This window comes from Chitinophaga sp., assembly GCF_039596455.1.
GTDB lineage: Bacteria > Bacteroidota > Bacteroidia > Chitinophagales > Chitinophagaceae > Chitinophaga.
In genome coordinates, this window is the sequence record NZ_JBCNJR010000001.1 from 2,152,536 (window position 1) to 2,177,768 (window position 25,233).

At 52.6% G+C, this 25,233-nt stretch carries 20 protein-coding genes; 14 read left to right on the plus strand and 6 right to left on the minus strand.

From position 1 onward, the window contains the following. Positions 1-137: 137 nt before the first annotated feature. The gene (locus ABDW36_RS08695) at positions 138-473 is read right to left on the minus strand and encodes a hypothetical protein (RefSeq protein ID WP_343701495.1); all 336 of its coding nucleotides are present in this window, start codon (positions 471-473) and stop codon (positions 138-140) included. Continuing rightward, positions 452-781, minus strand: a complete 330-nt coding sequence (locus ABDW36_RS08700; protein WP_343701496.1) for a hypothetical protein — start codon at positions 779-781, stop codon at positions 452-454. Before ABDW36_RS08700 ends, ABDW36_RS08695 begins: the two co-directional genes overlap by 22 nt. A 209-nt stretch (positions 782-990) precedes the next feature. On the opposite strand from ABDW36_RS08700, the gene ABDW36_RS08705 reads away from it, so the two are divergent. From ABDW36_RS08705 to ABDW36_RS08715, 3 genes are all read left to right on the plus strand, one after another. After that, entirely contained in the window at positions 991-4,176 is a 3,186-nt protein-coding gene (locus tag ABDW36_RS08705) for a SusC/RagA family TonB-linked outer membrane protein (RefSeq protein WP_343701497.1), read from the plus strand. A gap of 14 nt (positions 4,177-4,190) precedes the next feature. Beyond that, the gene (locus tag ABDW36_RS08710) at positions 4,191-5,729 is read left to right on the plus strand and encodes a SusD/RagB family nutrient-binding outer membrane lipoprotein (protein WP_343701498.1); all 1,539 of its coding nucleotides are present in this window, start codon (positions 4,191-4,193) and stop codon (positions 5,727-5,729) included. 84 nt (positions 5,730-5,813) lie between these two features. Then, a complete protein-coding gene (locus tag ABDW36_RS08715; RefSeq protein WP_343701499.1) occupies positions 5,814-6,830 on the plus strand; it encodes a hypothetical protein in 1,017 nt (338 codons plus the stop codon). A gap of 11 nt (positions 6,831-6,841) precedes the next feature. Here the strand turns inward: ABDW36_RS08715 and hxpB are convergent, their stop codons facing one another. Continuing rightward, positions 6,842-7,501, minus strand: a complete 660-nt coding sequence (gene hxpB / locus ABDW36_RS08720) for a hexitol phosphatase HxpB (protein WP_343701500.1) — start codon at positions 7,499-7,501, stop codon at positions 6,842-6,844. A gap of 668 nt (positions 7,502-8,169) precedes the next feature. Between hxpB and ABDW36_RS08725 the strand changes: the two genes are divergently transcribed. The 3 genes from ABDW36_RS08725 to ABDW36_RS08735 are packed head-to-tail and all read left to right on the plus strand — an operon-like array spanning position 8,170 to position 11,687. Continuing rightward, a complete protein-coding gene (locus ABDW36_RS08725) occupies positions 8,170-10,287 on the plus strand; it encodes a nitrite reductase (RefSeq protein ID WP_343701501.1) in 2,118 nt (705 codons plus the stop codon). 28 nt (positions 10,288-10,315) lie between these two features. Then, positions 10,316-11,092 carry a uroporphyrinogen-III C-methyltransferase gene (gene cobA, locus ABDW36_RS08730; protein WP_343701502.1) on the plus strand — a complete coding sequence of 259 codons (777 nt, stop codon included), beginning with the start codon at positions 10,316-10,318 and terminating at the stop codon, positions 11,090-11,092. 13 nt (positions 11,093-11,105) lie between these two features. Continuing rightward, on the plus strand, positions 11,106-11,687 hold the full coding sequence (locus ABDW36_RS08735; RefSeq protein WP_343701503.1) for a bifunctional precorrin-2 dehydrogenase/sirohydrochlorin ferrochelatase: 582 nt from the start codon (positions 11,106-11,108) through the stop codon (positions 11,685-11,687). An 82-nt stretch (positions 11,688-11,769) separates the two neighbouring features. Here the strand turns inward: ABDW36_RS08735 and ABDW36_RS08740 are convergent, their stop codons facing one another. Further along, on the minus strand, positions 11,770-12,291 hold the full coding sequence (locus ABDW36_RS08740) for an acyl-CoA thioesterase (protein WP_343701504.1): 522 nt from the start codon (positions 12,289-12,291) through the stop codon (positions 11,770-11,772). 285 nt (positions 12,292-12,576) lie between these two features. Here ABDW36_RS08740 and ABDW36_RS08745 point away from each other — a divergent pair, with 285 nt between their 5' ends. From ABDW36_RS08745 to ABDW36_RS08755, 3 genes are all read left to right on the plus strand, one after another. Next, complete coding sequence (locus ABDW36_RS08745) at positions 12,577-14,232, plus strand: CTP synthase (RefSeq protein ID WP_343701505.1); 1,656 nt, start codon at positions 12,577-12,579, stop codon at positions 14,230-14,232. 119 nt (positions 14,233-14,351) lie between these two features. After that, complete coding sequence (yidC, locus tag ABDW36_RS08750) at positions 14,352-16,208, plus strand: membrane protein insertase YidC (RefSeq protein ID WP_343701506.1); 1,857 nt, start codon at positions 14,352-14,354, stop codon at positions 16,206-16,208. Between the two features lie 52 nt (positions 16,209-16,260). Continuing rightward, positions 16,261-17,196, plus strand: coding sequence for a M20/M25/M40 family metallo-hydrolase (locus ABDW36_RS08755; RefSeq protein ID WP_343701507.1), 936 nt, complete (start codon positions 16,261-16,263; stop codon positions 17,194-17,196). A gap of 62 nt (positions 17,197-17,258) precedes the next feature. On the opposite strand, the gene ABDW36_RS08760 is transcribed toward ABDW36_RS08755, so the two are convergent. Continuing rightward, positions 17,259-19,688 (minus strand): transglycosylase domain-containing protein, encoded by a 2,430-nt coding sequence (locus ABDW36_RS08760; protein ID WP_343701508.1) that lies wholly within the window; start codon positions 19,686-19,688, stop codon positions 17,259-17,261. A 91-nt stretch (positions 19,689-19,779) separates the two neighbouring features. Next, positions 19,780-22,737, minus strand: coding sequence for a tetratricopeptide repeat protein (locus ABDW36_RS08765; protein ID WP_343701509.1), 2,958 nt, complete (start codon positions 22,735-22,737; stop codon positions 19,780-19,782). A 289-nt stretch (positions 22,738-23,026) separates the two neighbouring features. Between ABDW36_RS08765 and ABDW36_RS08770 the strand changes: the two genes are divergently transcribed. The 5 genes from ABDW36_RS08770 to ABDW36_RS08790 are packed head-to-tail and all read left to right on the plus strand — an operon-like array spanning position 23,027 to position 25,128. After that, on the plus strand, positions 23,027-23,422 hold the full coding sequence (locus ABDW36_RS08770) for a hypothetical protein (RefSeq protein WP_343701510.1): 396 nt from the start codon (positions 23,027-23,029) through the stop codon (positions 23,420-23,422). A gap of 55 nt (positions 23,423-23,477) precedes the next feature. Next, positions 23,478-23,927, plus strand: a complete 450-nt coding sequence (locus ABDW36_RS08775; protein ID WP_343701511.1) for a polymer-forming cytoskeletal protein — start codon at positions 23,478-23,480, stop codon at positions 23,925-23,927. After that, positions 23,893-24,117 (plus strand): AtpZ/AtpI family protein, encoded by a 225-nt coding sequence (locus ABDW36_RS08780; protein WP_343701512.1) that lies wholly within the window; start codon positions 23,893-23,895, stop codon positions 24,115-24,117. Before ABDW36_RS08775 ends, ABDW36_RS08780 begins: the two co-directional genes overlap by 35 nt. Next, complete coding sequence (locus ABDW36_RS08785) at positions 24,107-24,502, plus strand: hypothetical protein (protein WP_343701513.1); 396 nt, start codon at positions 24,107-24,109, stop codon at positions 24,500-24,502. Before ABDW36_RS08780 ends, ABDW36_RS08785 begins: the two co-directional genes overlap by 11 nt. Positions 24,503-24,507: 5 nt before the next feature. Further along, entirely contained in the window at positions 24,508-25,128 is a 621-nt protein-coding gene (locus ABDW36_RS08790; protein WP_343701514.1) for a SprT-like domain-containing protein, read from the plus strand. Positions 25,129-25,233 lie beyond the last annotated feature (105 nt).

The following is a 25,233-nucleotide window of genomic DNA, read 5'->3' on the forward strand; positions in this document are numbered from 1 at the left end:
CTTTTTTTATGCCCTGTTGGCAACATATCTTCCTGCCCCATTCTCCTGATGCCGCCGGGCATGCCGCTGTGGTAAAGATGTATGATCATACTGAACTTATCCATGACGTAGTGATAAAATCTTTTTTCACCCTTTTCTTACACACGTTGCAGGCTCCAGCACAGATAATCCGCTATGTTTAACAGCGGTTCATTAACCTGGTCTTGCACATTAAACACCACATCCGGTGTGATACTGGTTCCGGGAGAGTCTTCCTGAAAGAGCAATACGGCTTTTTGCAAGCCGGATGCAAGGTTATCATGCCGCGTACTGGCTGCACGCTTTGCAATATTGAGCACGAGCCGGTGTTCCGATGGAATGTGCCGGTGTAACAAGTGTGACAGCAAGGCGGCGTAAAACTCGTTGGAGCCATTGCCGCCGGCCAGGCAATAAACATCTGGTATTTTCGCTGCTACCACCGCCTCAATGAACATTCGAGCGTTTTAATGAAGTCAAAGAACAACTTGCGTATTTCCGGTATATCATCCGTTGCATGGAAGAAGTAACCAGATTGCGCCTTCTTCTTTTCTATACTGGCAATACCTTCAAAATAGGGAGAGGTCAACACTTCCCGCTGTAAGGCCATTATGCGCGCCCTGATGACGTTCAGGTCTTCCCCAAAACGCACCATCCCCAATATAAAATGCGAAGAAACACCCTGCTCGCCTATAATGACCCTTCGCCCTTTTCCATAAAACACCGGATCTCCCGCCTCGTCTAAAAAATAATGTTGCTTTTGCATATTTCTGTTTTACAAATGCGAAATACGCCCAGCGGGTGCTACAACATGAGATGAATCAACAATGATCTGATAAATATAAGCTTTTCAATTATTCCACCAATCGTATTCACTATTCGTAATGCCCCATAAATAATATTTATTAGGTTAGTTTTAACACTTCGCATACCTTCGCACTCTATAAAGTCTATATAATTAATAGGGTAATCATCATGAGACATTTGTACAAGCTTACCCTGCTTTTGCTGCTGACTAACCTGACTATTTATGCGCAAAACAGGAAAATTACCGGCAGGGTCACTGCCGGCAGTGGACAACCATTACCAGGCGTATCTGTATTTATCAAAGGCACCGGTACCGGTACCGCCACTACGCCAGACGGCAATTATGCCCTCAACGTGCCAGACACGGCCACCCAACTCACTTTCGCTTTTATTGGCATGGAAACACAGTCTGTGGCCATCAACGGGCAAACGTCCATTAACGTGGTGCTGCAGCCGGCTGATAAACAGTTACAGGAAGTGGTGGTAACCGCATTGGGTATTTCCCGCAGCAAAAAAGCCCTGGGGTATGCTGTGCAGGAAGTAAAAAGCACGGAACTGCAAACCCGCCCTACCAACGCACTGAGCGCCCTTTCCGGTAAAGTGGCCGGCTTGCAGGTGATCTCCTCCGGCGGTAACATGGGCGGCTCCAGCAGGGTGCTGCTCCGCGGCATCAACTCCATCTCCGGCAACAACCAGCCGCTCTTTGTGATTGACGGAATTACGATAGATAACGCAGACCTCAATACTAAAAGCACCGTGAACGGCTCCGCAGGTAAAGATGTGGGCAACATGGTGCAAGACCTCAACCCGGACGATATTGAAAGCGTGAACGTGCTGAAAGGTCCCGCTGCGGCAGCGCTGTACGGCACCCGTGCCGCCAACGGCGTTATTGTGATCACCACCAAAAAAGGCCGGGCCGGCAAGGGGCTTGACGTAACCGTGAACTCCGGTATTGAGCTGGAACGCGTAGTACGCCTGCCGGAACGCCAGAAACTCTATGGCGGCGGCAAGAGCAACACTTTCCAGGAAGCCGTTATCAACGGGCAAACTTACAAGATAGTAGACTACGGCATGGACGAAAGCTGGGGCCCAAAACTGGATGGTACCCCGGTGCTGCACTGGTACAACCTTGACCCGGAGTATGCAGACACCTACCTGAAACCGGAACCCTGGGCCTATCCGGAGCATGACGTGAAGTCTTTCTTCCGCACTGGCGTTGCGGCCACCAACAACGTATCTGTAAGTGGCGGTGGAGAGAACCAGACCTTCCGGCTTTCTTACACCAACCGCACGGTACGTGGTACTGTACCCAATTCCAGCCTGCACCGCAATACGGTGAACTTCTCCGGCTCATCCCGCTTTTCCCGCTTCCTGGCCACGGCCAACTTCAACTATGTGAAGAACCAGAGCACCGGCCGGCCGTGGACGGGCGCATCCAACCGTAACATCATGCTGGAAGCTTTCCAGTGGGGCCAAACGCAGGTTGACTATGAAAAACTGCGTGAATACAAACGGCCGGATGGTACCCCCCGCGCCTGGAACCGCAACAGCTGGGAAAACACCGCCGCTGGCCGCGCCACCAAATACATAGACAACCCTTACTGGTCTGCTTACGAAAGTTACCTGGAAGAAAACCGCGACCGTTTTTATGGTAACGTCGGTCTTGCCTATGACGTGAACAACTGGCTGCAGCTCAGTTCCAAAGTGAATGCAGACCTGTACAACTACCAGCAGCAAGACAGGATTGCCGTGTACTCCCGCAGCCAGAGCAACTATTCTGAGTATGCCAACAACTTCAGCGAATTCAACTATGAGTTCCTGGCCAACGTGAACAAACGCTGGAACACCATTTCGCTGACTGCCTATGCAGGTGGTAATATCATGAACCAGAAGCGCCGGGTAAACAGCGCCATCACGCAAGGCGGGCTCATCATTCCCAACTATTACAACCTGAAGAACGCCAGCAGTGTGCTCAACGAGTCCAACTTCTACCATAAAAGCATTTACTCCCTCTTCGGGAGCGTATCTCTCGGGTACAAAAATTTCTGGTTCATAGACGGTACGCTGCGTAACGACTGGAGCAGCACCCTGCCGCTGGACCGGAATTCCTTTGCGTACCCCTCCGTATCTTCCAGCCTCATTCTTTCCGAGCTGGCGCCCTTTAAGGAAAGCAACTGGCTGAACCTGCTGAAGCTGCGCCTCAGCTGGGCGCAGGTGGGTAACGATACCGATCCTTACCAGCTGCAGCAGGCCTATGAAGCCACACAGGCCTTTAATGGCAACCCCGGCTACAAGCTGCCCAGCGTGCTGGCCAATAAAGATCTCAAACCGGAAATCACCAGCTCCACAGAAGCTGGCGTGAGCATGCGCGCATTCTCCAACCGCCTGGGCCTGGATGTAACGGTGTATAACAACAACAGCCGCAACCAGATCATCAACATACCGGTGTCTACCGCATTCGGTTATGAATCCAAATACATCAACGCGGGCAAGATCAATAACCGCGGCATTGAAGTGACGCTCACCGGCGTACCGGTGCAAACGGCCCATTTCACCTGGGATGCCGCCCTCAACTGGTCTGCCAACCGCAACAAGGTAGTGCAGCTCAGTGAAGGGGTGACCACCTTCCCGCTCACAGACCCTTCCGGCTCGCTGGCTACACTGGTAGCGCGGGAGGGCGAGCCTTACGGCCAGCTGCTGGGGTATGATTTTGTATATGCTCCTGACGGCAGCAAGGTGATCGATGACAGGGGGCAATACCTGCGCACACAACAGCTGGTACCCATCGGCAGCGTGTTGCCTGACTGGCAGTTCGGCATCCAGCAGCATTTTTCTTACAAAAGGTTTGACGCCGGCTTCCTGGTAGACGGGCGCGTGGGAGGCAAATTCTTCTCGCAGACCTATAAAGTAGGCACGCAGACCGGTGCGCTGAAACACACGGCAGACAATGGCATCCGCGAAAACGGGCTTATACTGGACGGCGTGAACGGCACGGTGGTCTTTAACGCGGACGGTTCGTACACCGTGTCTAATACCAAACCCAACACTACCCGCGTATCTGCGTACGATTGGGCATACGGTTACAGCACCGGCCCCACCACACAGAGCATTCTTGACGCTACCTTCGTGAAGCTGCGTGAAGTAACTGCCGGGTATACCATTCCTTTCGGTAAAACGGCTGCCGTGCGCCAGGTACGTGTGGCGGCCTATGGCAGAAACCTCTGGAATATTTATACGGCGAGCAAATACATTGACCCCGAGCTGACCAACAGCGGCGGCAACATACAGGGCGTGGAAGGCGGCAACCTGCCTGTGCCCGCCACCTTTGGCCTGAACGTACAGGTTAAATTCTGATAAAAAGAACCGACATGAAAAAACAATTCATCTTAGTATATACATTAACGTTAGCAGTGGTGCTGGGCCTGGCAGCGTGCAGCGATAAAAAGTTTGAAGAGATCAATACAGATCCCAACCGCCCGGCAGACGTGCCTACCACCACTATTCTTTCCGTAGCCCAGAAGCTGGTGATAGACAATGCCCGCGGCTCTGCCGGCAACTTCAGGAGCGCCATGCTTTTTGCGCAGTATTTTTCACAGAACCAGTACGTGAACGAATCCCGGTATGACCTGCCGCGCAGCGCCTCAGACACTTATTGGGATAACGCCTACAAAGCGCTCAACAACCTGGAGCAGATCATCCGCCTCAATACAGACCCGGCCACCAAAGTAAAGGTAACCGCCAACGTGGGGCCTAACGACAACCAGATCGCTATTGCACGCATCCTGAAAGTGTACACTTTTCTCTCGCTGACAGACGCTTTCGGGAACATACCTTACAGCTCATATGGCAATAATGATGCGGATTTCCAGGCGCTGAAAATCAACCCGGAAATAGTATCGCCCAAATATGCGCCGCAGGAGAAGATCTACCCTGATCTGCTCAACGAGCTGAAAGAAGCCGCCGCGCAGATAGACGTGACCGCCAATACCTTTGGCAACTACGATGGCATTTACAAAGGCAAGCCGGACCTGTGGAAAAAGTTTGCCAATTCCCTGCGCCTGCGCATTGCCACCCGCGTGCGCACCAAACTGCCGCAGGTGGCAGAAACCCATATACAGGAAGCTATTGCAAGCGGTCTCATTTCCGGCAACGCTGAAAACGCGGTGCTGAAGTATGAAACCAAAGCGCCCAATGAAGCGCCGTTGTACCGCAGTACGGTTACGGAAAACCGGAGAGATTTTTCCGTGTCCCACATCCTGATCAATGTGCTGAAAGGCACGGCCGGGCCCTTCACGGCCCCTGATCCCCGCTTGCCCATCTACGCCCGTCCCAACAACAGGGGAGAGTACATCGGCCAGCCGTACGGACTGGACGCGCGCGTGGCGTCTATCCTGAAAGCGGAAGACATCAGCCTGCCCGGTACCCTGGTCAATGCTGCAGATTATGGCGAAGTGCTGATGGAATATGCTGAGGTATGTTTCCTGCTGTCCGAGTACCGGAACTGGGACGCCGCTGAATACGTCAAAGGCGTACGTGCCTCCCTGCAGAAGTGGGGTGTGGCCACCAACGCGGAAAATGCTTACGTGAATGCGCTGCCCGCTGCCTCCCGGGAAACGGTGCTTTCCCAGAAATACCTGGCGTTATACATGCAGGGTAACGAAGCCTGGGCGGAAATACGCCGTACCGGTTTCCCGAAATTCCTGGTGAAACCCGGTGATGTGGTATGGCCCAACGCGCCTTTCCCCGAAACGGAATACACGAAGTTCAACCCTGTAGTAGGAAGCGGTATCCCTTCCAGGATATACTACCCGCAGAAGGAACAAACCGTGAACCTCTCCAATTATGAGGCGGCGGTGGCGGCACAAGGCAATGATGTGTTGGACACAAAGCTCTGGTGGAATAAATAAAACCAACCGGTATATATGAGAAAACGGCGCAAATGAGCATTTGTGCCGTTTTTTTATTAGTTTGACTGTATAAAACCCTTATCTATGAGATCTATTGTATTTGTACCCGTATTGTTATTTGGTCTGAACGCCGAAAAACTGTTAGCCCAAACACCAGTGTCTTCCATAAAAATATTTGACAATACCGCTCCCGCAACGCTTCACATTGGAAGAGATGCAGACTATTTTTTTCTGCAGCGGTACTCGCCAGACAGCGCGTATTTGCAGGAATCTTTCAGGGATGCCGGGGGCTTCCATGTGGTAGCGCAGAAGTTCAAATCGCACATGAATATTTCACGAGTGGGGATCAACAATCCGACTCCAGTGGGCAGGCTCGATGTCAACGGCAACATGAGGGCCAACTCTGCTTTGGTGATGCTGGGCCCAGGCAGTTATGAGAACAACAATTTCGACGACGGTGCTAATATGAAAAGAGGGCTGTATATCGACAATAGCGTTAGCACCAGTTGGGAGTTCCTGTCACTCAGAAACGTGAACGGCGAGCATTTCCGCATCAATGGCAACGGCTATACCGGCCTGGGCATAAACCCCGGTTACCGCCTGCATTTGATGCAAAAAGACGGAAGCTTTGCCGAAGGCATTGGTCTCACGAACGGGAGTATAACCTGGAACATTCTGTCAGACGGATATGGTGCCCGCCTGCTGGTTTGCCAGAATGGAGACCCGTCTAAAGGTATGTCTCTGCTTAATGGGAACATGGGCGTTGGCATGGATGCGCCGGCTGGCTACCGGTTGGCGGTTAATGGTACGGCAGTTGCCAAAAAAGTAAAAGTGACCGAAACGCCCTGGGCTGATTTTGTGTTTGAGCCGGATTATGATCTGAGGCCTTTGCCCGAACTGGAGCAGTACGTGCAGAAGAACAGGCATTTGCCTGGCATACCCACAGTGCATGAAGTGGAAAGAGAAGGCATAGACCTTGGAGAGATCAATGCAAAACTCCTTCAGAAAATTGAAGAGTTGACGCTCTACCTCATTGAGCAGAACAAGGAAATGAAACAGATGAAACAGGAATTGGCCGAATTGAAAGCTGCCGCAAAATAAAACGCTCTATACTACCTGCACAACTCCTCCAGCCTGGCATCGTCAAACTCCAGCAGGGAGTTCAGCTGAAGGTCTGCCAGCCCGAAGCGCGGGTCTGAGCGTTTGTGCGGCTCCGGCACCACTATCGTTTTAACGCGAGCGGCCTTGGCCGCTATCATGCCGGTTACAGAATCTTCAAAGGCCAGGCAGTGCAGCGGGTGGCTGTTCAGCTCCTGGGCGCAAGACAGGTACACGGCGGGGTGGGGTTTGCCGTGCGGCTCAAATTCTGCGGAAATAACGGCGTGGAACCTGTCGCGGATGGCCAGATGGTCCAATACGGATTGTATCAGGCGCATGGGAGAGGAGGAGGCCAGCCCCACCTTGAAGCTGCGGCTATGGAAAAAATCCAGGATGTAGGCCAGTCCTTCCATGGCGCGGCCTTCGCGCAGTATTTTATGCGTTACGTTGTCAATGATCTCCACGGTTACTTCTTCGGCGCTTTTGTTGTTCCATTGAAAATGATCATGCCAGTAGCTGACCACTTCCTTTGTACGCAGCCCTGTGGTGCGGCTGGTCAGTTCAGGAGAAAGGGTTACCCCCACCGTTGAAAACACTTCCCGCATGGCCTGCCCCCAAAGCGGTTCAGAATCAATCAGAAGGCCGTCCATGTCAAAAATCACCGTGTTGATCATATCGTTCGTATTTGCGCCGCAAAGGTACGGCAAAATGAGGGGAATTGCAGCTGCCAGCGGGGTGGATGTGATATAATTAACTGGTAATCTGTGTTTTGTAAAGGAAGAGAGAACCAGCTGAGGTGCCAGGCCCGGCCGCCGTTGTGTCACTCCCTTCAGCGGCAGTGCAGTGCCGGGCCGGGCGGTACTGCCTCATAACTATTTGTTATAGCCCATAACCCCGTTGCAGTTCTCCCATATGCCCCCTTATTCTCACCTTCCGGCTGTAACGGCTTCTGGTGGCTGGTTCCGGGGAGGCAGTCAGCTAGTATCCAAGTGCGCTGTTCTACCCGTTCCACCCCGGCCATTAGATATTTTCTAATTTACCCCCCTCTTTTTTTACGAAAAAAGTTTTGCGTTTACAGGCCCAGGCTATACCTTTGTATTACTCTACAAAATCTATAGGATTATGGGTTATAAAATTCCGGTGATGATGAATATGTGCGTGTGCTGTTGGGAAATCTCAACAGACTAGGAGGGTTTCAACATATGAGTGAAATAAAGTTTTCAAGATCATACAACGAAGGCCTCCGATATGCAACGGGGGCCTTGTTTTTCAGGGCTATATACCGGGAAAACGAACTGGCACCACGATGAATACCAATTTTATCACGAGCAACTAAATTATTATGCAAAGCTTCAGAACCGAACTGGAAAATCCCATCGTAGAAAAAGACATTATCGAACTGGAACAAAAGATCAGACTGTTTCGCGAGGGAAAAATAGCGGATGAGAAATTCCGCAGCCTCCGCCTGGCCCGCGGTGTTTACGGCCAGCGCCAACAAGGGGTACAGATGGTCCGCATCAAACTGCCCTATGGCAGAATGACTTTGCAGCAGTGGAAACGTATCTCCGATATTTCTGACGAATATGCTACCGGCAACCTGCACCTTACTACCCGGCAAGACATCCAGATCCACTTCGTGTCGCTGGACAGAACGCCGGAGCTGTGGCATAAACTGGAGCAGGATGATATCACCATCCGGGAAGCCTGCGGCAACACCGTCCGCAACATCACCGGTTCAGACCGCGCCGGTATAGACCCGGAAGAACCGTTTGATGTTACTCCTTACGCTGATGCGGCTTTCCGCTATTTCCTCCGCAATCCCATTTGCCAGGAAATGGGCCGCAAGTTCAAAATATCTTTTTCCTCCAGTGAAAAAGACACGGCCATGGGTTATATGCACGATATAGGGGTGATCCCCAAGGTCCGCATTGTAGACGGCAAAGAAGTGCGCGGCTTCAAGGTAATGGTGGGCGGCGGCCTGGGGGCGCAGCCTTACCTGGCCAAAACGGCCTTCGAGTTCCTGGAAACCGAGCAGCTCATCCCCTACATTGAAAGCGTACTGCGCGTGTTTGACCGCTACGGCGAAAGAAGCAGCCGCCACAAAGCCCGCCTGAAGTTCCTCATCCAGAAAATAGGTTTTGAAGAATTTGAACGCCTGGTAAAAGAAGAATTTAAAGCGGTAAAGAGCAAAACTTACCCGGTAGACCATGCGGCCTGGCCTGAAACAGCGGCGCCTGCAGCGGGTGTGGAGCTGCCTGCTTTTACCATCAAAAACGAAAAGCAGTTCGAAGCCTGGAAAAAGACCAATACGTTTGAACAGAAACAGAAAGGTTTTTACGGCGCGTACATCCGCGTACCGCTGGGAGACATCAGCTCTTCTACTTCCCGTACGCTGATAGAAAAACTGCGCCCCGTGGTGGCAGATGATGTACGTGTAACGGCCAACCAGGGCCTGCTGCTGCGCTTTGTTCGTCCTGAGTACCTGCCGTACGTGTTCAGCCTGCTGGAAGAAGCGGGTTTCTCCGCCGCAGGTTTTGACAGCATTGCAGACATCACGGCCTGCCCCGGTACAGATACCTGTAACCTGGCCATTTCCAGCAGCACAGGCATTGCCGCGGCACTGGAAAACGTGATACACGACGAGTTCCCGGACCTTATTTACAACAACGACATCAAGATAAAGATCAGCGGCTGTATGAACTCCTGCGGCCAGCACGGCCTCGCCCACATCGGCTTCCACGGTTCTTCCCTGAAAGCCGGCGGCAAGGTGCTGCCTGCCCTGCAGGTATTGCTGGGCGGTGGTACCCTGGGAGACGGGCATGGCCGCGTGGCAGACAAAGTGCTGAAAGTGCCCAGCCGCCGCGGTCCTGACGTATTGCGCACCCTGCTGTACGACTATGAGACCAATGCCAAAAACGGTGAGCTGTTTCACGATTACTATGACCGCAACGGTGAAAAATATTTCTACGAGCTGCTGAAACCGCTGGCAGACCTCACCGCTGTAAAAGACGATGATTTTATAGACTGGGGCAAGGAAGATACGTTTGCTACTGCCATTGGGGTAGGAGAGTGCGCCGGCGTAATGATAGACCTGATTGCCACCCTGCTGTTTGAAGCAGAAGAGAAAATGGAATGGGCCGCACAGTCTTTCGCCAACAACGCCTGGGCAGACGGTATTTACCACGCCTACGCCTGTATGATACAAACGGCCAAGTCCATCCTGCTTGACGAGAACGTGAACTGCAACACGCAGCATGGCATCATGAACGATTTCGACAAACACTTTGTAGAAACCGGCCGCTTCAAGCTGGACGGCTCTTTCCGTAACATGGTGCTGCAGATCAACCAGCACGAGCCAACAGAAAGCTTTGCCAAACAGTATTATCAGCAGGCCAAAGCATTTTACGATAGCGCGCAGCAATACCGCACTGAAAAACAGGCGGCCAACGTAAGCGCCTGAACCAATCAACCTTAAAAAAAGTACGATCATGCAAACAACACAACCGAAAGTGACGCTGGTAGGGGCAGGGCCCGGAGATCCGGACCTGATTACCGTGAAGGGGCTGAAGGCCATTCAGAACGCCCGGGTGATACTGTACGATGCGCTGAGCAACAATGAGCTGCTTGACCACGCACCGCAGAACTGTCTGAAAAGGTTTGTAGGCAAACGCGCGGGCATGCATGTATACACACAGGCGGAGATCAACCGCATGATCGTCAAATACGCGCTTACCTACGGCAGCGTGGTACGGCTCAAGGGAGGAGACTCCTTTGTGTTTGGCCGCGGCCAGGAAGAGCTGGCGGCCGCGCAGCAGTACGGCATTGAAACGGAAGTTGTGCCGGGGGTGAGCAGCGCCATTTCCGTACCGGGGGTAAATAAGATTCCCGTTACGGCCCGCAACGTAAGCGAAGGGTTTTGGGTGATCACCGGCACCACGCAGAACGGCAAGCTCTCCCGTGACCTGGAGTACGCCATACAGGCAGATACCACCGTAGTGATACTCATGGGCATGAGCAAGCTGGAGGAGATTGCCGCCATCTATAGCCAAATGGGCAAAGGCCAGGTACCGGCCGCTATTATCCAGAACGGTACCCTGCCAGACCAGAAAGTAGGCGTAGGCGTGGCGGCAGACCTGGCGGTGTTTGCCGCGGAACAAGGCCTTCGCAACCCCGCCATTATCGTAATTGGCGAGGTGGTGCGTTTTCATGAAGCATTCCAGGAATTACAGAGTAAATTAGCGGAGAATTACAAACTGGCCGTTTAATAAAATCTGCTGTATGGAAGCCAATCATTTATTTCCTGTTTTCTTCAAGCTGGAGCAGCTGCAGGTGCTGGTAGTAGGAGGGGGCAACGTAGGCTGTGAAAAGGTGAACGCCATTTTACAGAATTGTCCTGCCGCCCGTGTTACCGTTGTAGCCACCTGGTTTCTGCCGGAAATGGAGACCATTACCGCCGGCTACCCCAATGTAACCCTGGTGCAAAAGGAATTTTCCTGCGGGGACATTTTCGGGAAAGACCTGGTAATAGCCGCTACGGCAGACAAGGAGCTGAACAGCTGCATCTGGGAAAAGGCCAAGGCTTCCAAAGTGCTCATCAACGTGGCAGACACGCCCGCGCTCTGCGACTTTTACCTGGGCTCCGTGGTGCAGAAAGGCAACCTGAAAATAGCCATTTCCACCAACGGCAAATCTCCCACCATCGCCAAACGGCTCAGGGAAGTGCTGGCAGACGCCATTCCTGACTCCCTGGAAAACGTGCTGCAACACCTCAACGCCATCCGTGACCGGCTTAAAGGAGATTTTGCGGACAAGGTGAAAAAGCTGAACGAGCTGACGAGCGTGCTGGTGGAGCGGAAATAACCATAAAACAATGATATGGGACTATAAAAAGAACGAGGTTGTACCGTAAGGAACAACCTCGTTGCTGTTTGGAGGGGGCCGTTTACTGCTCGTAAAACAGGGCCTTCAGCTCTCCCGCGTCCGCAGGCTTCATCTTCCCGCCCAGTATCAGGCGCAGCTGCCGGCGGCGGAGGGCGCCTTCATATAATTTTTTTTCTTCTTCAGATTCTGCTATGACAGGGGGCACCGGGCGTGATTTGCCGTGAGGGTCCAGCGCCACAAAGGTCATAAATGCCTCGTTGGACTTGTAGCGGTACTGCAGTACCGGGTCTTCTCCCCAAACCCGCATGTGCACTTCCATAGAGGTGGTAAAGGCGCGGGTGATAATGGCCTCAATATGCACCACGTTCCCCAGCTTGATAGGTGTTTCAAAGGAAATATTGTCTACGGAGGCGGTCACCACCGGGGCGGCGCAGTGTTTCATGCAGGCCAGGGCGGCGGCAATGTCCATCCAGTACATCAAACGGCCGCCCATGAGGTTGCCGAAGGTATTGGTATCGTTGGGCAGTACCAGCTCCGTCATCTGTACCAGGGATTCCTGTGCCTTTTTTGGCGTTAAGGTCATAGCGAGTGTATTTCGTCAGCCCGCAAATTTACGGGAATGGCGGCAGAATTCCCCGGCGCCGGGGAAAAGTGCAACCGGCCGCACTTTGGAAATTTTTTGAAATGCAATGTAGTGGCGGGTTTGAGGGGCCTCCGGAGCGGCGCATGCAAAAATAGACTTGGGCGCGCAGCAAATTTGTGTAACTTTGCATGACCTTACGGAAGTAAATTACTTGACAGGATACACCAATACAGTCCGGCATCACTTCCTCTACAGGTCAAGTAAAATTTCGGGAACTTAGTTTTTATGGCAAAATATATCTTCGTTACGGGAGGTGTTACTTCCTCATTGGGTAAAGGAATTATCGCAGCGTCCCTCGCTAAACTATTGCAGGCACGTGGCTTTAAGGTGACAATTCAGAAATTTGATCCATATATCAACGTGGATCCCGGTACATTAAACCCCTATGAGCACGGGGAATGCTATGTAACCGAAGATGGCGCCGAAACAGACCTTGACCTGGGGCACTATGAGCGTTTCCTCAACACGCCCACCTCACAGGCCAACAACGTAACCACCGGCCGTATTTACCAGACGGTGATCAACAAGGAGCGCGAAGGCGCTTACCTGGGTAAAACGGTACAGGTGATCCCCCATATCACAGACGAGATCAAACGCCGCATACTGCTGCTGGGCAAAGACGGCAAGTACGATATTGTAATTACCGAGCTGGGCGGTACCGTGGGTGACATTGAGTCTCTCCCCTATATTGAGGCGGTACGCCAGCTGCAGTGGGAGCTGGGCGAAGAAGATTGCCTGGTGGTGCACCTCACCCTCATTCCTTACCTGCGGGCGGCTAAAGAGCTGAAAACCAAGCCTACACAGCACTCTGTAAGGCTGCTGAGCGAAAACGGGGTACATCCTGACATCATTGTATGCCGCACGGAAGAGCCCATGTACCGTGAGCTGAAGAAGAAAATAGCCCTGTTCTGCAACGTGCAGGTAGACGCGGTGATAGAAGCCAATGACGTAGGCACCATCTATGAGGTGCCGCTGGAAATGATGCGCGAAAAGCTGGACGTGATCTGCCTCAAAAAAATGAACCTGCCGGTAGAAAAAGAGCCGGAGCTGGTAAAATGGCGGGAATTCCTGGACAAGCTGAAATACCCCAAGTCCAAGGTGACCATCGGGCTCATTGGCAAGTACGTAGAGCTGCAGGACGCTTACAAGTCCATCCTGGAGTCTTTCATACACGCCGGTGCTGTGAACGAGTGCAAGGTGATTGTCCAAAATATTCATTCCGAACATATTACGCCTGAAAATGTATGTGAGAAGCTGAAGAACCTGGATGGGCTGCTGGTAGCCCCCGGTTTCGGCCACCGTGGCATAGAGGGCAAGATCACCGCTATCCAGTACGCCCGTGAAAACAGCCTGCCTTTCTTCGGCATCTGCCTGGGCATGCAAATGGCGGTAGTGGAATATGCCCGCAATGTGCTGGGCCTGCGTGAGGCGCACTCTACGGAAATGAACCCGGAAACGCCTTACCCCGTGATCAACCTCATGGAAGAACAGAAAAAGATCACCAAAATGGGCGGCACCATGCGCCTGGGCGCTTACGCCTGTGATCTGAAGCCCGGCTCCCAGGCTTCCGCCATTTACGGCGGGGCTACGGCCATCAGCGAGCGCCACCGCCACCGTTACGAGTTCAACAATGACTTCCTGAGCCAGATGGAACAGGCAGGCCTCGTAGCCTCCGGCAAAAACCCGGAAACAGGCCTGGTGGAAATGATAGAACTGCCATCCCACCCCTTCTTTGTAGGCGGCCAGTTTCACCCGGAGCTGAAAAGCACCGTGGAAAGCCCGGCCCCTCTCTTCGTAAGTTTCATCAACGCCGCCAAAAGCTTCGCTGAAAACAAAAACGGCAAGGCTAAAGCGGCCGAAGAGAAAGTTATACACGATTAATATTTTTACTATATGATGTACGCGCACCGGCAGATGGATTTTAACAATATCATCTGCCGGAAAGCGTACATCATTGTCCCTTATATATTACCTTTGCTCCTTAAATTTTAATTTTCGACATGGATAGAAATTCGGTCATTGGTTTTGTTCTGTTAGGAGCGTTACTGATCGGTTATATTTTCTGGAACCAGAAATCAACGGAAACGGCAAGACTGGAAAAGGCTCGTCAGGATTCTATTGCCAATCTGAATAAACCCAAGGAAGAACAGGTACGGGTAGATACGGCCCTGGTGGCGCTGGGAGACTCCAACCGCCCTGCGGCCGCCTTCGGGCAGGATGCCCTGGCCGGCGAAACGGAAACCGTGCTGGAAAACGAACTGGTGAAGATCACCTTTTCCAATAAAGGGGGCATTCCCAAAACCGTGCTGCTGAAAGCCCTGCAAACCTCTGAAAAGGAAGGCAACAACAAGCTGAAAGAGTTCAAAACCTCAGACGGCCAGCCCCTCTACCTCCAGAAAGGCTCCTTTAACCGGATGGGCCTGAAAATACCCTCTTCCACAGGGGAGCTGAATACGGCAGACCTTTATTTCTCCCCCGCTACAGTAGAAAAAACAACAGACGGCGGTCAGCGCATTGCTTTCCGGCTCAATAAGAACAGCGGCGCCAACCAGTACATCGAGTATGTGTACACACTGAAGCCAGACAGCTACCTGGTAGATTTTACCATCAACGCCGTGGGCCTGCAGGCAGACCTGCCCAAAGGCAGCATCCCTTTCCAGTGGAACAGCCAGGCAGACCGGCAGGAGCATGACATGCACCAGGAGCGGCTGAACAACCAGGTACACTGGCGGCTGGCAGACAAGGAGCATGATTATTTCACCCTGCAGAACCGCGCCGAAGAAAAGCTGGGCCCCCTGCAGTGGCTGAGCTTCAAGCAACAGTTCTTCAACATTACGCTGCTGGCCAAAAAAGACAACTTCGCTTCCGCGGAGATCCATAGCAAAGTACCGGAAAGCGGCAACATCGTAGGCCAGGAAATGACTACCCTGGGTATCCCTTACAACGGCGCCTCCACCTTCAGCTTCCCCATGGAAATTTATTATGGCCCCAACCACTATAAAACGCTGAAGTCTATGGACGTTGACCTGGAGAAGATCATTCCGCTGGGCACCGGCATCTTTGCGTTCGTGAAGTATGTGAACAAGTGGATCATCATCCCCGTGTTCAACTTCCTGGGCGGCCTCACCACTCATTACGGCCTCATCATTCTGCTGCTGACCATCTTCATCCGTATCATTATTGCGCCTTTCACGTACCAGAGCTATGTGTCTGCCGCAAAAATGAAAGTGCTGAAACCGGAGCTGGACGAGCTGCGCGCCAAGCATAAAGATGACCAGCAGGCGTTTGGCATGGAGCAGATGAAGCTCTTCCGCAGCGCCGGCGTAAACCCGCTGGGAGGCTGTTTACCCGCCCTGCTGCAGCTGCCTATACTGGTGGCCATGTACTCTTTCTTCCCGTCTTCCATTGAGCTGCGGCAGGAAAGTTTCCTGTGGGCCAAAGACCTGTCTACCTACGATTCCATCTATAACTTCGGCTTCACCATACCGCTCTACGGAGATCACATCAGCCTGTTCACCATCCTGATGACCATTTCCAGCCTCATCCTGGCGTTCTACAACAGGGGCATGACGGACCAGAGCAACCCGGTAATGAAATACATGCCGTACGTGTTCCCGGTAATGCTGCTGGGCATTTTCAACAGCATGGCCGCGGCGCTGACCTACTACTACTTCCTCAGTAACGTGATCAGCATCTTGCTGCAGTGGGTGATACAAACTTTCATTATTGACCACGACAAGATCCACGCAAAAATCCAGGCCAACAAGCTGAAGCCCGCAGGCAAAAGCAAGTGGGCGGAAAGGCTGGAAGAAATGCAGAAGCGCCAGCAGGAAATGCAGAAAACGAAAAAGAAATAACCATCATACCGAAGGCTCCGAAAACGGGGCCTTCGTTCTTTAAACAGTGAACATGCGATCTATTCTAGTAACAGGATTATTGCTGACAGGCTTATGCAGCATGGCGCAGGAATACGCTCCTTCGCCTGACAGGATTACAAAAATGGTACATTACCTGGCCTCCGGAAAGCTGAAGGGCCGCGGCACCAATGAAAAAGGCGGCCTCAAAGCCAGCAGCTACGTAGCCAGGCAATTCAGGAAGCTGGGCCTGGAACCGGGCAACAACGGGCAGTATTACCAGCCTTTCACCTTCACCCGCGGCAAACATGTAAACATCCCCAGCCGCAACGTGATCGGCTACCTGGATAACAGCGCCGCCTACACTATCGTCATCGGCGCGCATTATGACCACCTGGGCACCGCCGCGCTGTTTGACGGGCGTTACCCCATCGGGCAGGTCCATAACGGCGCAGACGACAATGCTTCCGGCGTGGCAGGACTGTTGGAGCTGGCCAGGTATTACACGCAAAACGGGGAGAAAGAACCTTTCAACTTTATGTTCATTGCCTTCGGCGGTGAAGAGCTGGGCCTGCAGGGCTCCAAATATTATACGCAACACCCGGTAGACTCGCTTGACAATATCCACTTCATGCTCAATATGGACATGATAGGCCGCTACAACCCGTCCCGCGGCGTGGGCATTGGCGGTTATGGCTCCGCTGTGGAATGGCCGGAGATATTCAAAGGCGTACAGGCAGACAGCATTAAATTCTTTACGGATGCAGCGGGCAAGGGCGGTTCAGACCATCACAGCTTTTATGTGGCCGGCGTACCGGTGCTCTTTTTCCATACCGGCGGGCATGATGACTACCACAAACCTACAGATGATGCGCACAAAGTGGATGCGGCGGCGGAAGCCGGTATTCTCAAGATCGGCATCCAGCTGATCAATAATGCCATGAAAGTGGACAAACTGGAATATGTGGGAGAAGCGCAGGCGGCTAAATAAACCGGTGACAATTAATTGAAAAGGGCTGACCATCATTTTTGGTCAGCCCTTTGTTTATGTCTTTACTGGTTATTACTCTTCGGTTTCGGCGGCATCACGGCCTTGGGTGTAGCGCCGGGAGGCGTGGCCTCATCTTTCTTTTTGTCTTTCGGAGCGTCTTTTTTGTCCTTTTCCTTCGGCGTTTCCTTTGCAGGGGGGGCTACCGTTTCTACCGGCTCGCCGTAATCTCTCAGGTCTATGGTCTCATAGTCACTGGCGGCGCCATTGCCCACATCTTCAGCTTCCGCGCCCGGCTGCACGTTGTTCTCATAGTTGAAGTAGAGATCGTTGCGCATATTGGCCGGTACCGGGAAGGTGGATTTGGGGTCTATGCCCAGGGTTTTATCTGCATACACTTTCTGCATGAACAGCGCCCAGATGGGCAGGCCGGTGTTGGCGCCCTGGCCCAGGGCCGTGCTGTTGAAGCGGAGGTAGTTATTGTCGCAACCCACCCACGCGCCGGCCAGCAATTGCGGTGTATAGCCAATGAACCAGCCGTCCGTATTATCGTTGGTGGTACCGGTTTTACCGGCTATTTCACCCGGCAGGTTGTAGCGGAAGCGCAGGCGTGCGCCGGTACCGCCGGTGGTGGTAACGCCTTCCATCATTTTTACCATGGTGTAGGCGTCAGTTTCGCTGATCACTTCGCGTTTTTCAGGTACGTTCGTTTCGAGGATGTTGCCGTTGCGGTCTTCAATGCGGGTAATGTACACCGGTTTGGTGATCACCCCGCGCGCCGGGAACATGGTGTAGGCGCGCATCATATCAAAGAGAGACAGTTCGGAAACACCCAGGGAAATAGAAGGGTAGGGATCTATCTTGTTAGACTCGAAGCCTATTTTTGAATTGGCGAAGTTGGCAAAGGCCTGCGCGCCGAATTGTTTGATGAGGTATACGCTCACCAGGTTCAGTGATTTGGCCAGCGCGCCTGCCATGGTGATGGAGCCGCCCACGCTGCCTTCGGAGTTGCGGCTGATGGTCCAGTTGCCGATGGTAACCGGTTCATTGGGCAGCATGGTATTGGGGCTGAACCCGTTCATCAGCGCAAAGCAGTACAGGAAGGGCTTGAAGGTAGAACCTACCTGCCGGCGAGACTTGAACACGTGATCGTTCTTGAAATACCGGAAATCGGGGCCGCCCACCCATGCTTTCACTTCACCGCTTTCAGGGTCCATGGCCATAAAACCGGTCTGCAGTATGGCGCGGGAATATTTGATGGAGTCAAGCGGCGTCATCACGGTATCAATTTCGTTCTGAGACGCGTCCGTGAAGCTGCGCCATGCAAACACCTTCATTTTGGTAGGTGTTTTGAAGGCTTTTACGATCTCTTCTTCCGGCACCTCATCTTCCAGCATTTGTTTGTAGCGGTCAGATTCTTTCATGAAGCGCACCAGGTCTTTTTTGGCGTCTTCCCTTTTTGTCCACACATTGCCGCTTTTGATATTGGCCTGCTGGAAGAAAGATTTCTGCAGGTCTTTCAGGTGTTTGGCCACCGCTTCTTCCGCATACAGCTGCATGCGGGGATTGATGGTGGTGTATATCTTCAGCCCGTCGCGGTACAGGTTGTATTCCGTGCCGTCCGCTTTTTTGTGTTCCTTGCACCAGTTCTTCATTTCGCCCCTCAGCACTTCACGGAAGTAAGGAGCCAGGCCGCTGTTGTGGTCTATCTTGTTGTAGCGCAGTACAATGGGGCGGCTTTTGGCGGCGTCTCCTTCGGCTTTGGTAATGTAGCCGGTTTCCACCATGTTCTCTATCACCGTATTACGCCTGTCAAGCGCCATTTTAGGATTGCGGCGCGGGTTGTACATGGTGGAGCCTTTCAGCAGGCCTACCAGCAGGGCGGCCTCTTCTACGGAAAGGCGGCCAGGGTCTTTGCTGAAAAATGTACGGGCGCCGTTCTCTATACCGTACACATTGTCACCGAAAGTAACGGTGTTGAGGTACAGCGTAATGATTTCCTTCTTGGTAAAATTCCTTTCCAGCTTGATGGCAATCACCCATTCCGTCAGCTTCTGGAAAGAGCGGATGAGCAGGTTGCGGGAGCGTGATTTACCCTCCACGTCTGCCTGCAGGTTGAGGGCCAGCTGTTGAGTGATGGTGCTGGAGCCGCGCTTTTTACCTACCAGCAGGTAAAAGGGAATGGCTGCCGTGCCCTTCGGGTCTATGCCGGAGTGGTCGTAAAAATTACGGTCTTCCGTGGCCAGCAGGGCGTTGATCACGTTCTGCGAAATATCCTTGTAATCAACATTGGAGCGGTCTACAGACAGGAACTTGCCCATAATGGTGCCATCTTCCGCAATCACTTCGGAAGCCAGCGCCGTTCTGGGGTTTTCCAACTCCTCCAGGCTGGGCATATGCCCTATCAGGCGGAGATTGATGAGCAGTAACAGCAGCAGGAAAAAAGCCACGCCGGCGCCGAATACGACCCATAATATCTTGATGGATTTTCTCATATGTTAAATTGTGTGAAACAGTCTACAGTGCAAAATTACCAATTTCCCCCGGTATTCATAGGCCAGGGCGATACGTACAGTATTGCAAATATTATTCCGTTATATAGTTGTCGCCAAAGAATTTACGGTACCCGTTCAGGTCTTTGGTGTTGTTCAGCAGGATGAAGTTTTCCCTGGAAATGATAAAGAATTTATACTCAGTGGGTTTGATTCTCGGGATGATGACGGTGGAGGCGGAGCGCACGGCCTCGTCAAAGTAATTGAGCGCCTTTTCTTCGTTGGGGAAAAGCCTGACAATCACCATTATTTCCGTGGGCGTAAGCACAAAGCTGCTGGTTTCCAGCTTTTCTTCCGCATGTTTTTCCGCATTATAACGGGAAAACTGGGCTACAGCCTCATCTACCAGCACTTTAGACACCCGGTTGAAATACATCACCACAAAATGCGGGACGGCGGCTTTTTCGTCTCCCAGCTTATACGGCGTTACCGGCGGCGGGGGAGGAGGCGGCGGCACATTGGCCAGGGAGTCTGCCCGCGCCTGCGCTATTTTGGCAGAATCTACGGCAAACTGCGGCTGCGGCGTTTGCCAGGGGTAGCGGATGGATACGTTCTCGTCCATCATGGCTGTTTCAGAACTGTCTCTCCGCAATTGCAGACGGCTCAGGTAATCTGTTACCTCTCCCTTGCGGTTGAGCGCGTCCATAATGTCATTGGCCTGGTTAAGAATGCCGGGCTCTCCGGGATATTTGCTGATGATGGCGGCAATAGCGGCCTTGCCGGCGCTGTCTGACTGCGTTTTGATAATGGCCATGGCTTCCAGCAGGTCCCATTTGGGCTGCAGGGAAGAATAGCCGTAGCTGGAATCTGCCAGCTTTTTAAGCTGGAAAACAGTATCGTACCGGCCGGTGAGGTAAGCCATATACGCCGTGTCATAAATGGCGCTTACGGCATTTGTTTTTTCCTTGTTTTCGTCTTTGGGCAGGCCGAATTGCAGGATGTTGGCGTAGTTGGTGCCGGCAAACTGCGTCATCACCATCTGTTTGTAGTGATTGGCCTGCTGTGTATTGTTCAGCTTGTTATGCCAAACGTAGAGCGAGTAGAGTATTTCCGCTTTTCGGGGGTGCTCGGGGAAGCGCTCCAGCAGGGAATCATAAGAGGAGATGGCTTCACGCGGGTCTTCCAGTTTGTCGTGGTACAGTTTGCCCAGCTCATACCAGGCATCCATTTGTTTGCCGCGGGATTCGGCGAGCTTTTCCGGCGTAAGGGGCAGGTTGGCCGCCAGTACGCTGGTATTGATACTGTCTGCAGGCAACTGGTTGATATTGGCCGCCACATCGTCTGCCGGCATTTCAGCTCCCGGTGCGGGCGTATTATTGAATACGGCTGCGGCGCCCTGGCTACGGCGCCAGTTGTCTGCCAGCGGGCGGTTGCCCCAGCGGCGTTTAAATTCCGAATAGCCGGAAGATTTGCTGCCCACGTTGTAGAAGTACCAGTCACCACTGCCTTCTTCCGGTTTGGGCGCAAAAGAGTTGTTATTGGGGAAATTATTGGGAAAGGCCGGGTTGTTGAGGGCGTTGCCGCCGCGTTCTCCCTTGCCTTTTTCTTTCTCCGGCGTGGCGCGCGCGGTGCGGATGGCCGCTACCTGCTGGGCCAGCAGCGAATCACGCAGGGCGGGGGGCATGGCGGCAATCTGCTGCAGGCTGTCTTCCTGCCTGATGAGGCGGGTGCGCTGCACCACGTCTCCCAGCGCCTCCTTGCGGGTGTTGACCAGCGCGGCTTCCTCAAAATCAGGCCCCATTACAGCGGCCGTGCTGTCATAGAACCGCTGGGCGGAGGCATAGTCTTTCCGGAAATAGTATATATCTGCAATGCCTTTGAACGTAAGGGTCCTTTGCAGGGAGTTGGCGCTTTCTATTTTGAGGGATTTGCTCAGGTAATCCAGCGCCCTTTCCGGCTGCTCGTTGGCGCAGAGCACGGCCATGTTGTAGTAAATAGCGTCACGGAAGGGGATGAACCTTTCCTTGCGCAGCATGCTTTGCAGCGCGGCAATGCTTTCTTCCATGCTGCCGCCGTTGGCTTTGGTATTGCAGCGGGCAATCTGCACGCGGGCATTGAAGTCAATGGTAGCGTCAGGCTTGTAGGCAATCACGTCCCGGAAGGCGTTCATGGCGGAATCCAGCGTGCCCTGGGAGGCGTACAGCTGGCCCAGTATGAAGCTCATGCGGGCCTTCTGGTCCCGGCCGGAGTTCCCTTTTTTGATGGCAATGATCAGCGGGTCAATGGTTTCCGCGTACCGGCCCTGTTTGTAGAAGCGGTAGGCTTGCAGCTCCGCCAGCTGGCCTTCCAGCCGTTTGGGAAAATAGGGGTCTCCCTCCAGTATGTTCAGCAGGCTTTGCGCCTCGTCATATTGTTGCTGCTCCAGGTGCACCCTTGCCTGCCAGAGGAAAGCCTCGTTACGGGCTGATTTGTGCCTGAAACGGTCAAACAGCCCCTTCTCTTTTTCCCTGGTGGAAATAGACATGCGGGAGTCTTCGCTTCGCCCTACTACGGTATTGTACTCAGATTTCTTTTTAGGGGCAAAGGTGGTGTTGATGAATTTGAAGGTGTTGGCGGCATTTTCCCAGTCGCCCTTATAATAATAGGCTTTGCCCACCAGCAGGTAACAATCGTCTATCCAGCGCCCGCGGGGGTCATGTATCTGCACCGCTACGGAGGCCTTCTGTATCACGGAGTCCAGGTCGTTGGTGTTGAGGTTCAGCTTTTCTACCGTAAAAGGGTAAAAGGGGAGAAATACGTTGTAATTGTCTTGCCGCTGCCGGTTAATGCCTTTTAACACGGCTTCCAGCTTCAGCTTGGCGTGATAGTAATAGTTATACCGCGTAACGGTGTTCTGCACCACTTTACGCTTGAAAGTGAAAGGCTTTTCGGCCATTTTTTCAGAAGGCGGGCGGCGGTCTTCCTGTTTTTGAGGCTTTTCCGGCGCCTGGTTTTGCCCAAATACGGTAAGCACTCCGGAACACATCATCAATCCCACCAACCAGGCACGCATATATAAGGATCTAGAACAATTCATGAAAAATACCAGGGTCGATATTATATAACATTAAAATGGCGAAAATATTTTAAAGATAGCGAAAATCAATCACGATTTACGAATTAGGAATAACAGGCCGCTCCGGCAAGCGGGTTGAAAATCAGGGCTTCAGGTGAAGCGGGCCGTAAATGGCGGCCGGGTGCCGGATTATTTTATGAAGAAATTTAGCCCAATCTTGCTATTTTACGGCTTTATTCTGAATCTATAATCATAATTTCACATTCGTAATCCGTAATTGAGAAGCATGGCTTTGGACGATAAACATAAGGGGCGGAGCCTTGACCGGTTGAACCACAAGTACAGGCTGGTGATCATGAATGATGACACCTACGAGGAAGTGACGGCCTTCCGCCTTTCCCGCATGAGCGTGTACGTGGCGCTCAGCACCTTGTTTGTGCTGCTGGTAGCCATTACGGTAGCCACGGTGGTGTTTACCCCCCTGCGGTACTATATTCCCGGCTATGGAGACCTGAAGCAGCGCAAGGAAGTGCTGCAGCTGCGCATGCGCACAGACTCGCTGGAGCGCGCCATTACTAGCCGGGACCAGTACCTGGAAAACCTGAAGAACGTTATTGGCGGCAATATAAAGCTGGATACCAATATGCTGAAAGTACCGAAAGTGGACAACAGTACTTATTAAATATTTTTTAACTATCTTGTAACTGTCTTTATAAACAGAAAAACCTTGAGAACCTATGTTTAACCAAAGCAAGAAAGGTGAGAGCAAAGGCCTGATGCCCACCTCCAACATCAACCTTATTGGCAGCGGCACTTCTATCCATGGAGATATTGAGTGCGAAGGAGATATCCGTATAGACGGCCGCGTGAACGGCATTGTGTCTACCAAGGCCAAAATAGTGGTAGGCCCGGAGGGGGAGATCACCGGTGATATGGTATGCCAGAGTGCGGACATACTGGGCAAAGTGACCGGTATCATCAAAGTGGAAGACCTCCTGTTCCTGAAGGGGAATGCCATTATCAAAGGGGATATTTACACTGCTCATTTTGAAATGGAGCCTACGGTGAAGTTCAACGGGCGTTGCTATATGGACCCCGCGGAGGCGCCTGCTCCGTCTCATACATCATCAGAAAACCATTCGGATTCCAAATATGGAAGACCCGTCCTCGAGGAAGAAGCCGTATAACCTGCTCTGGCGCTATGCCGGACTGGCTTTTCAAATGATGGCAGCCATTGGTATTGCCTTGTGGGTGGGCTATAAGCTGGATCAATGGATAGGGATGCGTTTCCCGCTCTTTATGATCATTTTTTCTTTACTTGCTTTAGCCCTACTTTTGTGGCGAATTGTAAAAGATACCGGCAAGCATGACCGATAAGTTTATTCAATGGCTGGCAGTCGTTTTCATCCTGATCTCGGCGGCATTGTTCCTTTTAAAAGCCTGGCTTCAGCAAACGCTGGGCGTGCATTTTGGTGTATTGATGGGTGGCAACCTGGCCCTGGCCCTGATAACGCTGATCAGTTATTCACTGGGCAGCAAGGGGCTGGCGGCGGAAAATCCCAATGCCATGGTGCGCGCCGTGTATGCTTCCACGCTGGCCAAACTGATGCTTTGTGTGGCCTGCATTGCCGTGTATATATTCATGAGCCGGCAAAATGTGAGCAAGGCCACTATTTTCCTGTTCATGTTCTTTTACCTGGTGTACACGGTGTTTGAGACCATTCACCTGTACCGCAAAAGTATACGGCAAAAGAAATCCTGACGGCGTTGAAGCAAGAAGCACCTTTACATGCACTGGCGGCCTATTTACCGGACGGCACTTTTGAACAGGTGATCGCGTACATTACGGAGCACAGGGTGCACCTCACCATTACGCGTGAAAGGCAAAGTGTGCTGGGAGACTACCGCCATCCTTACGAAAACAAGGGGCACCGCATCAGTATCAATGGCGGGCTCAATAAATATGCTTTTCTCCTGACCCTGCTGCATGAAATTGCGCACCTCATCACGTTCAACCTGTACGGCAACCGCGTGAACGCCCATGGCCGGGAGTGGAAGCAGGAATACAGCAAAATACTCCGGGAGTTTGTTGGAAAGAATTATTTACCGGCCGACGTAGAAGCAGCCGTGCGTGACAGCCTGCACAATCCCGCGGCCAGTTCCTGCGCGGATGAAGACCTGATGCGGGTGCTGAAGCGGTACGACCGGAAAAAGGATAATCATTACCTGGTGGAGCAGCTGCCGCCGGGCCAGTTATTCAAAACAAAAGACGGGCGCGTGTTCCGCCGAGGCGAGCGCATCCGCAAGCGGTTCCGCTGTGAAGAAGTGCAAACCAGGCGGGTGTACCTGTTCAGCCCGGTGTATGAGGTGGAATTGGTGAGCGAGTGATGGTGCGGCCTTCGTGCAGCCTGAGGCTTTTAGATGTTCCGCAGGATGGCGTACGGTACTTATACCGGTTGCAAGAGCTGGCGTTCTGGCAGGCAATGCCCTTAC

What these genes read in the sequence shown, in the direction of transcription:
- ABDW36_RS08710 (WP_343701498.1), top strand. Translation starts at nt 4,191, where the DNA reads ATGAAAAAACAATTCATCTTAGTATATACATTAACGTTAGCAGTGGTG.
- ABDW36_RS08760 (WP_343701508.1), bottom strand. Translation starts at nt 19,688, where the DNA reads ATGAGAAAATCCATCAAGATATTATGGGTCGTATTCGGCGCCGGCGTG.
- cobA (WP_343701502.1), top strand. Translation starts at nt 10,316, where the DNA reads ATGCAAACAACACAACCGAAAGTGACGCTGGTAGGGGCAGGGCCCGGA.
- ABDW36_RS08705 (WP_343701497.1), top strand. Translation starts at nt 991, where the DNA reads ATGAGACATTTGTACAAGCTTACCCTGCTTTTGCTGCTGACTAACCTG.
- ABDW36_RS08780 (WP_343701512.1), top strand. Translation starts at nt 23,893, where the DNA reads ATGGAAGACCCGTCCTCGAGGAAGAAGCCGTATAACCTGCTCTGGCGC.
- ABDW36_RS08775 (WP_343701511.1), top strand. Translation starts at nt 23,478, where the DNA reads ATGTTTAACCAAAGCAAGAAAGGTGAGAGCAAAGGCCTGATGCCCACC.
- ABDW36_RS08770 (WP_343701510.1), top strand. Translation starts at nt 23,027, where the DNA reads ATGGCTTTGGACGATAAACATAAGGGGCGGAGCCTTGACCGGTTGAAC.
- hxpB (WP_343701500.1), bottom strand. Translation starts at nt 7,501, where the DNA reads ATGATCAACACGGTGATTTTTGACATGGACGGCCTTCTGATTGATTCT.
- ABDW36_RS08740 (WP_343701504.1), bottom strand. Translation starts at nt 12,291, where the DNA reads ATGACCTTAACGCCAAAAAAGGCACAGGAATCCCTGGTACAGATGACG.
- ABDW36_RS08725 (WP_343701501.1), top strand. Translation starts at nt 8,170, where the DNA reads ATGCAAAGCTTCAGAACCGAACTGGAAAATCCCATCGTAGAAAAAGAC.
- ABDW36_RS08765 (WP_343701509.1), bottom strand. Translation starts at nt 22,737, where the DNA reads ATGCGTGCCTGGTTGGTGGGATTGATGATGTGTTCCGGAGTGCTTACC.
- ABDW36_RS08700 (WP_343701496.1), bottom strand. Translation starts at nt 781, where the DNA reads ATGCAAAAGCAACATTATTTTTTAGACGAGGCGGGAGATCCGGTGTTT.
- ABDW36_RS08695 (WP_343701495.1), bottom strand. Translation starts at nt 473, where the DNA reads ATGTTCATTGAGGCGGTGGTAGCAGCGAAAATACCAGATGTTTATTGC.
- ABDW36_RS08735 (WP_343701503.1), top strand. Translation starts at nt 11,106, where the DNA reads ATGGAAGCCAATCATTTATTTCCTGTTTTCTTCAAGCTGGAGCAGCTG.
- ABDW36_RS08745 (WP_343701505.1), top strand. Translation starts at nt 12,577, where the DNA reads ATGGCAAAATATATCTTCGTTACGGGAGGTGTTACTTCCTCATTGGGT.
- ABDW36_RS08715 (WP_343701499.1), top strand. Translation starts at nt 5,814, where the DNA reads ATGAGATCTATTGTATTTGTACCCGTATTGTTATTTGGTCTGAACGCC.
- ABDW36_RS08755 (WP_343701507.1), top strand. Translation starts at nt 16,261, where the DNA reads ATGCGATCTATTCTAGTAACAGGATTATTGCTGACAGGCTTATGCAGC.
- ABDW36_RS08785 (WP_343701513.1), top strand. Translation starts at nt 24,107, where the DNA reads ATGACCGATAAGTTTATTCAATGGCTGGCAGTCGTTTTCATCCTGATC.
- yidC (WP_343701506.1), top strand. Translation starts at nt 14,352, where the DNA reads ATGGATAGAAATTCGGTCATTGGTTTTGTTCTGTTAGGAGCGTTACTG.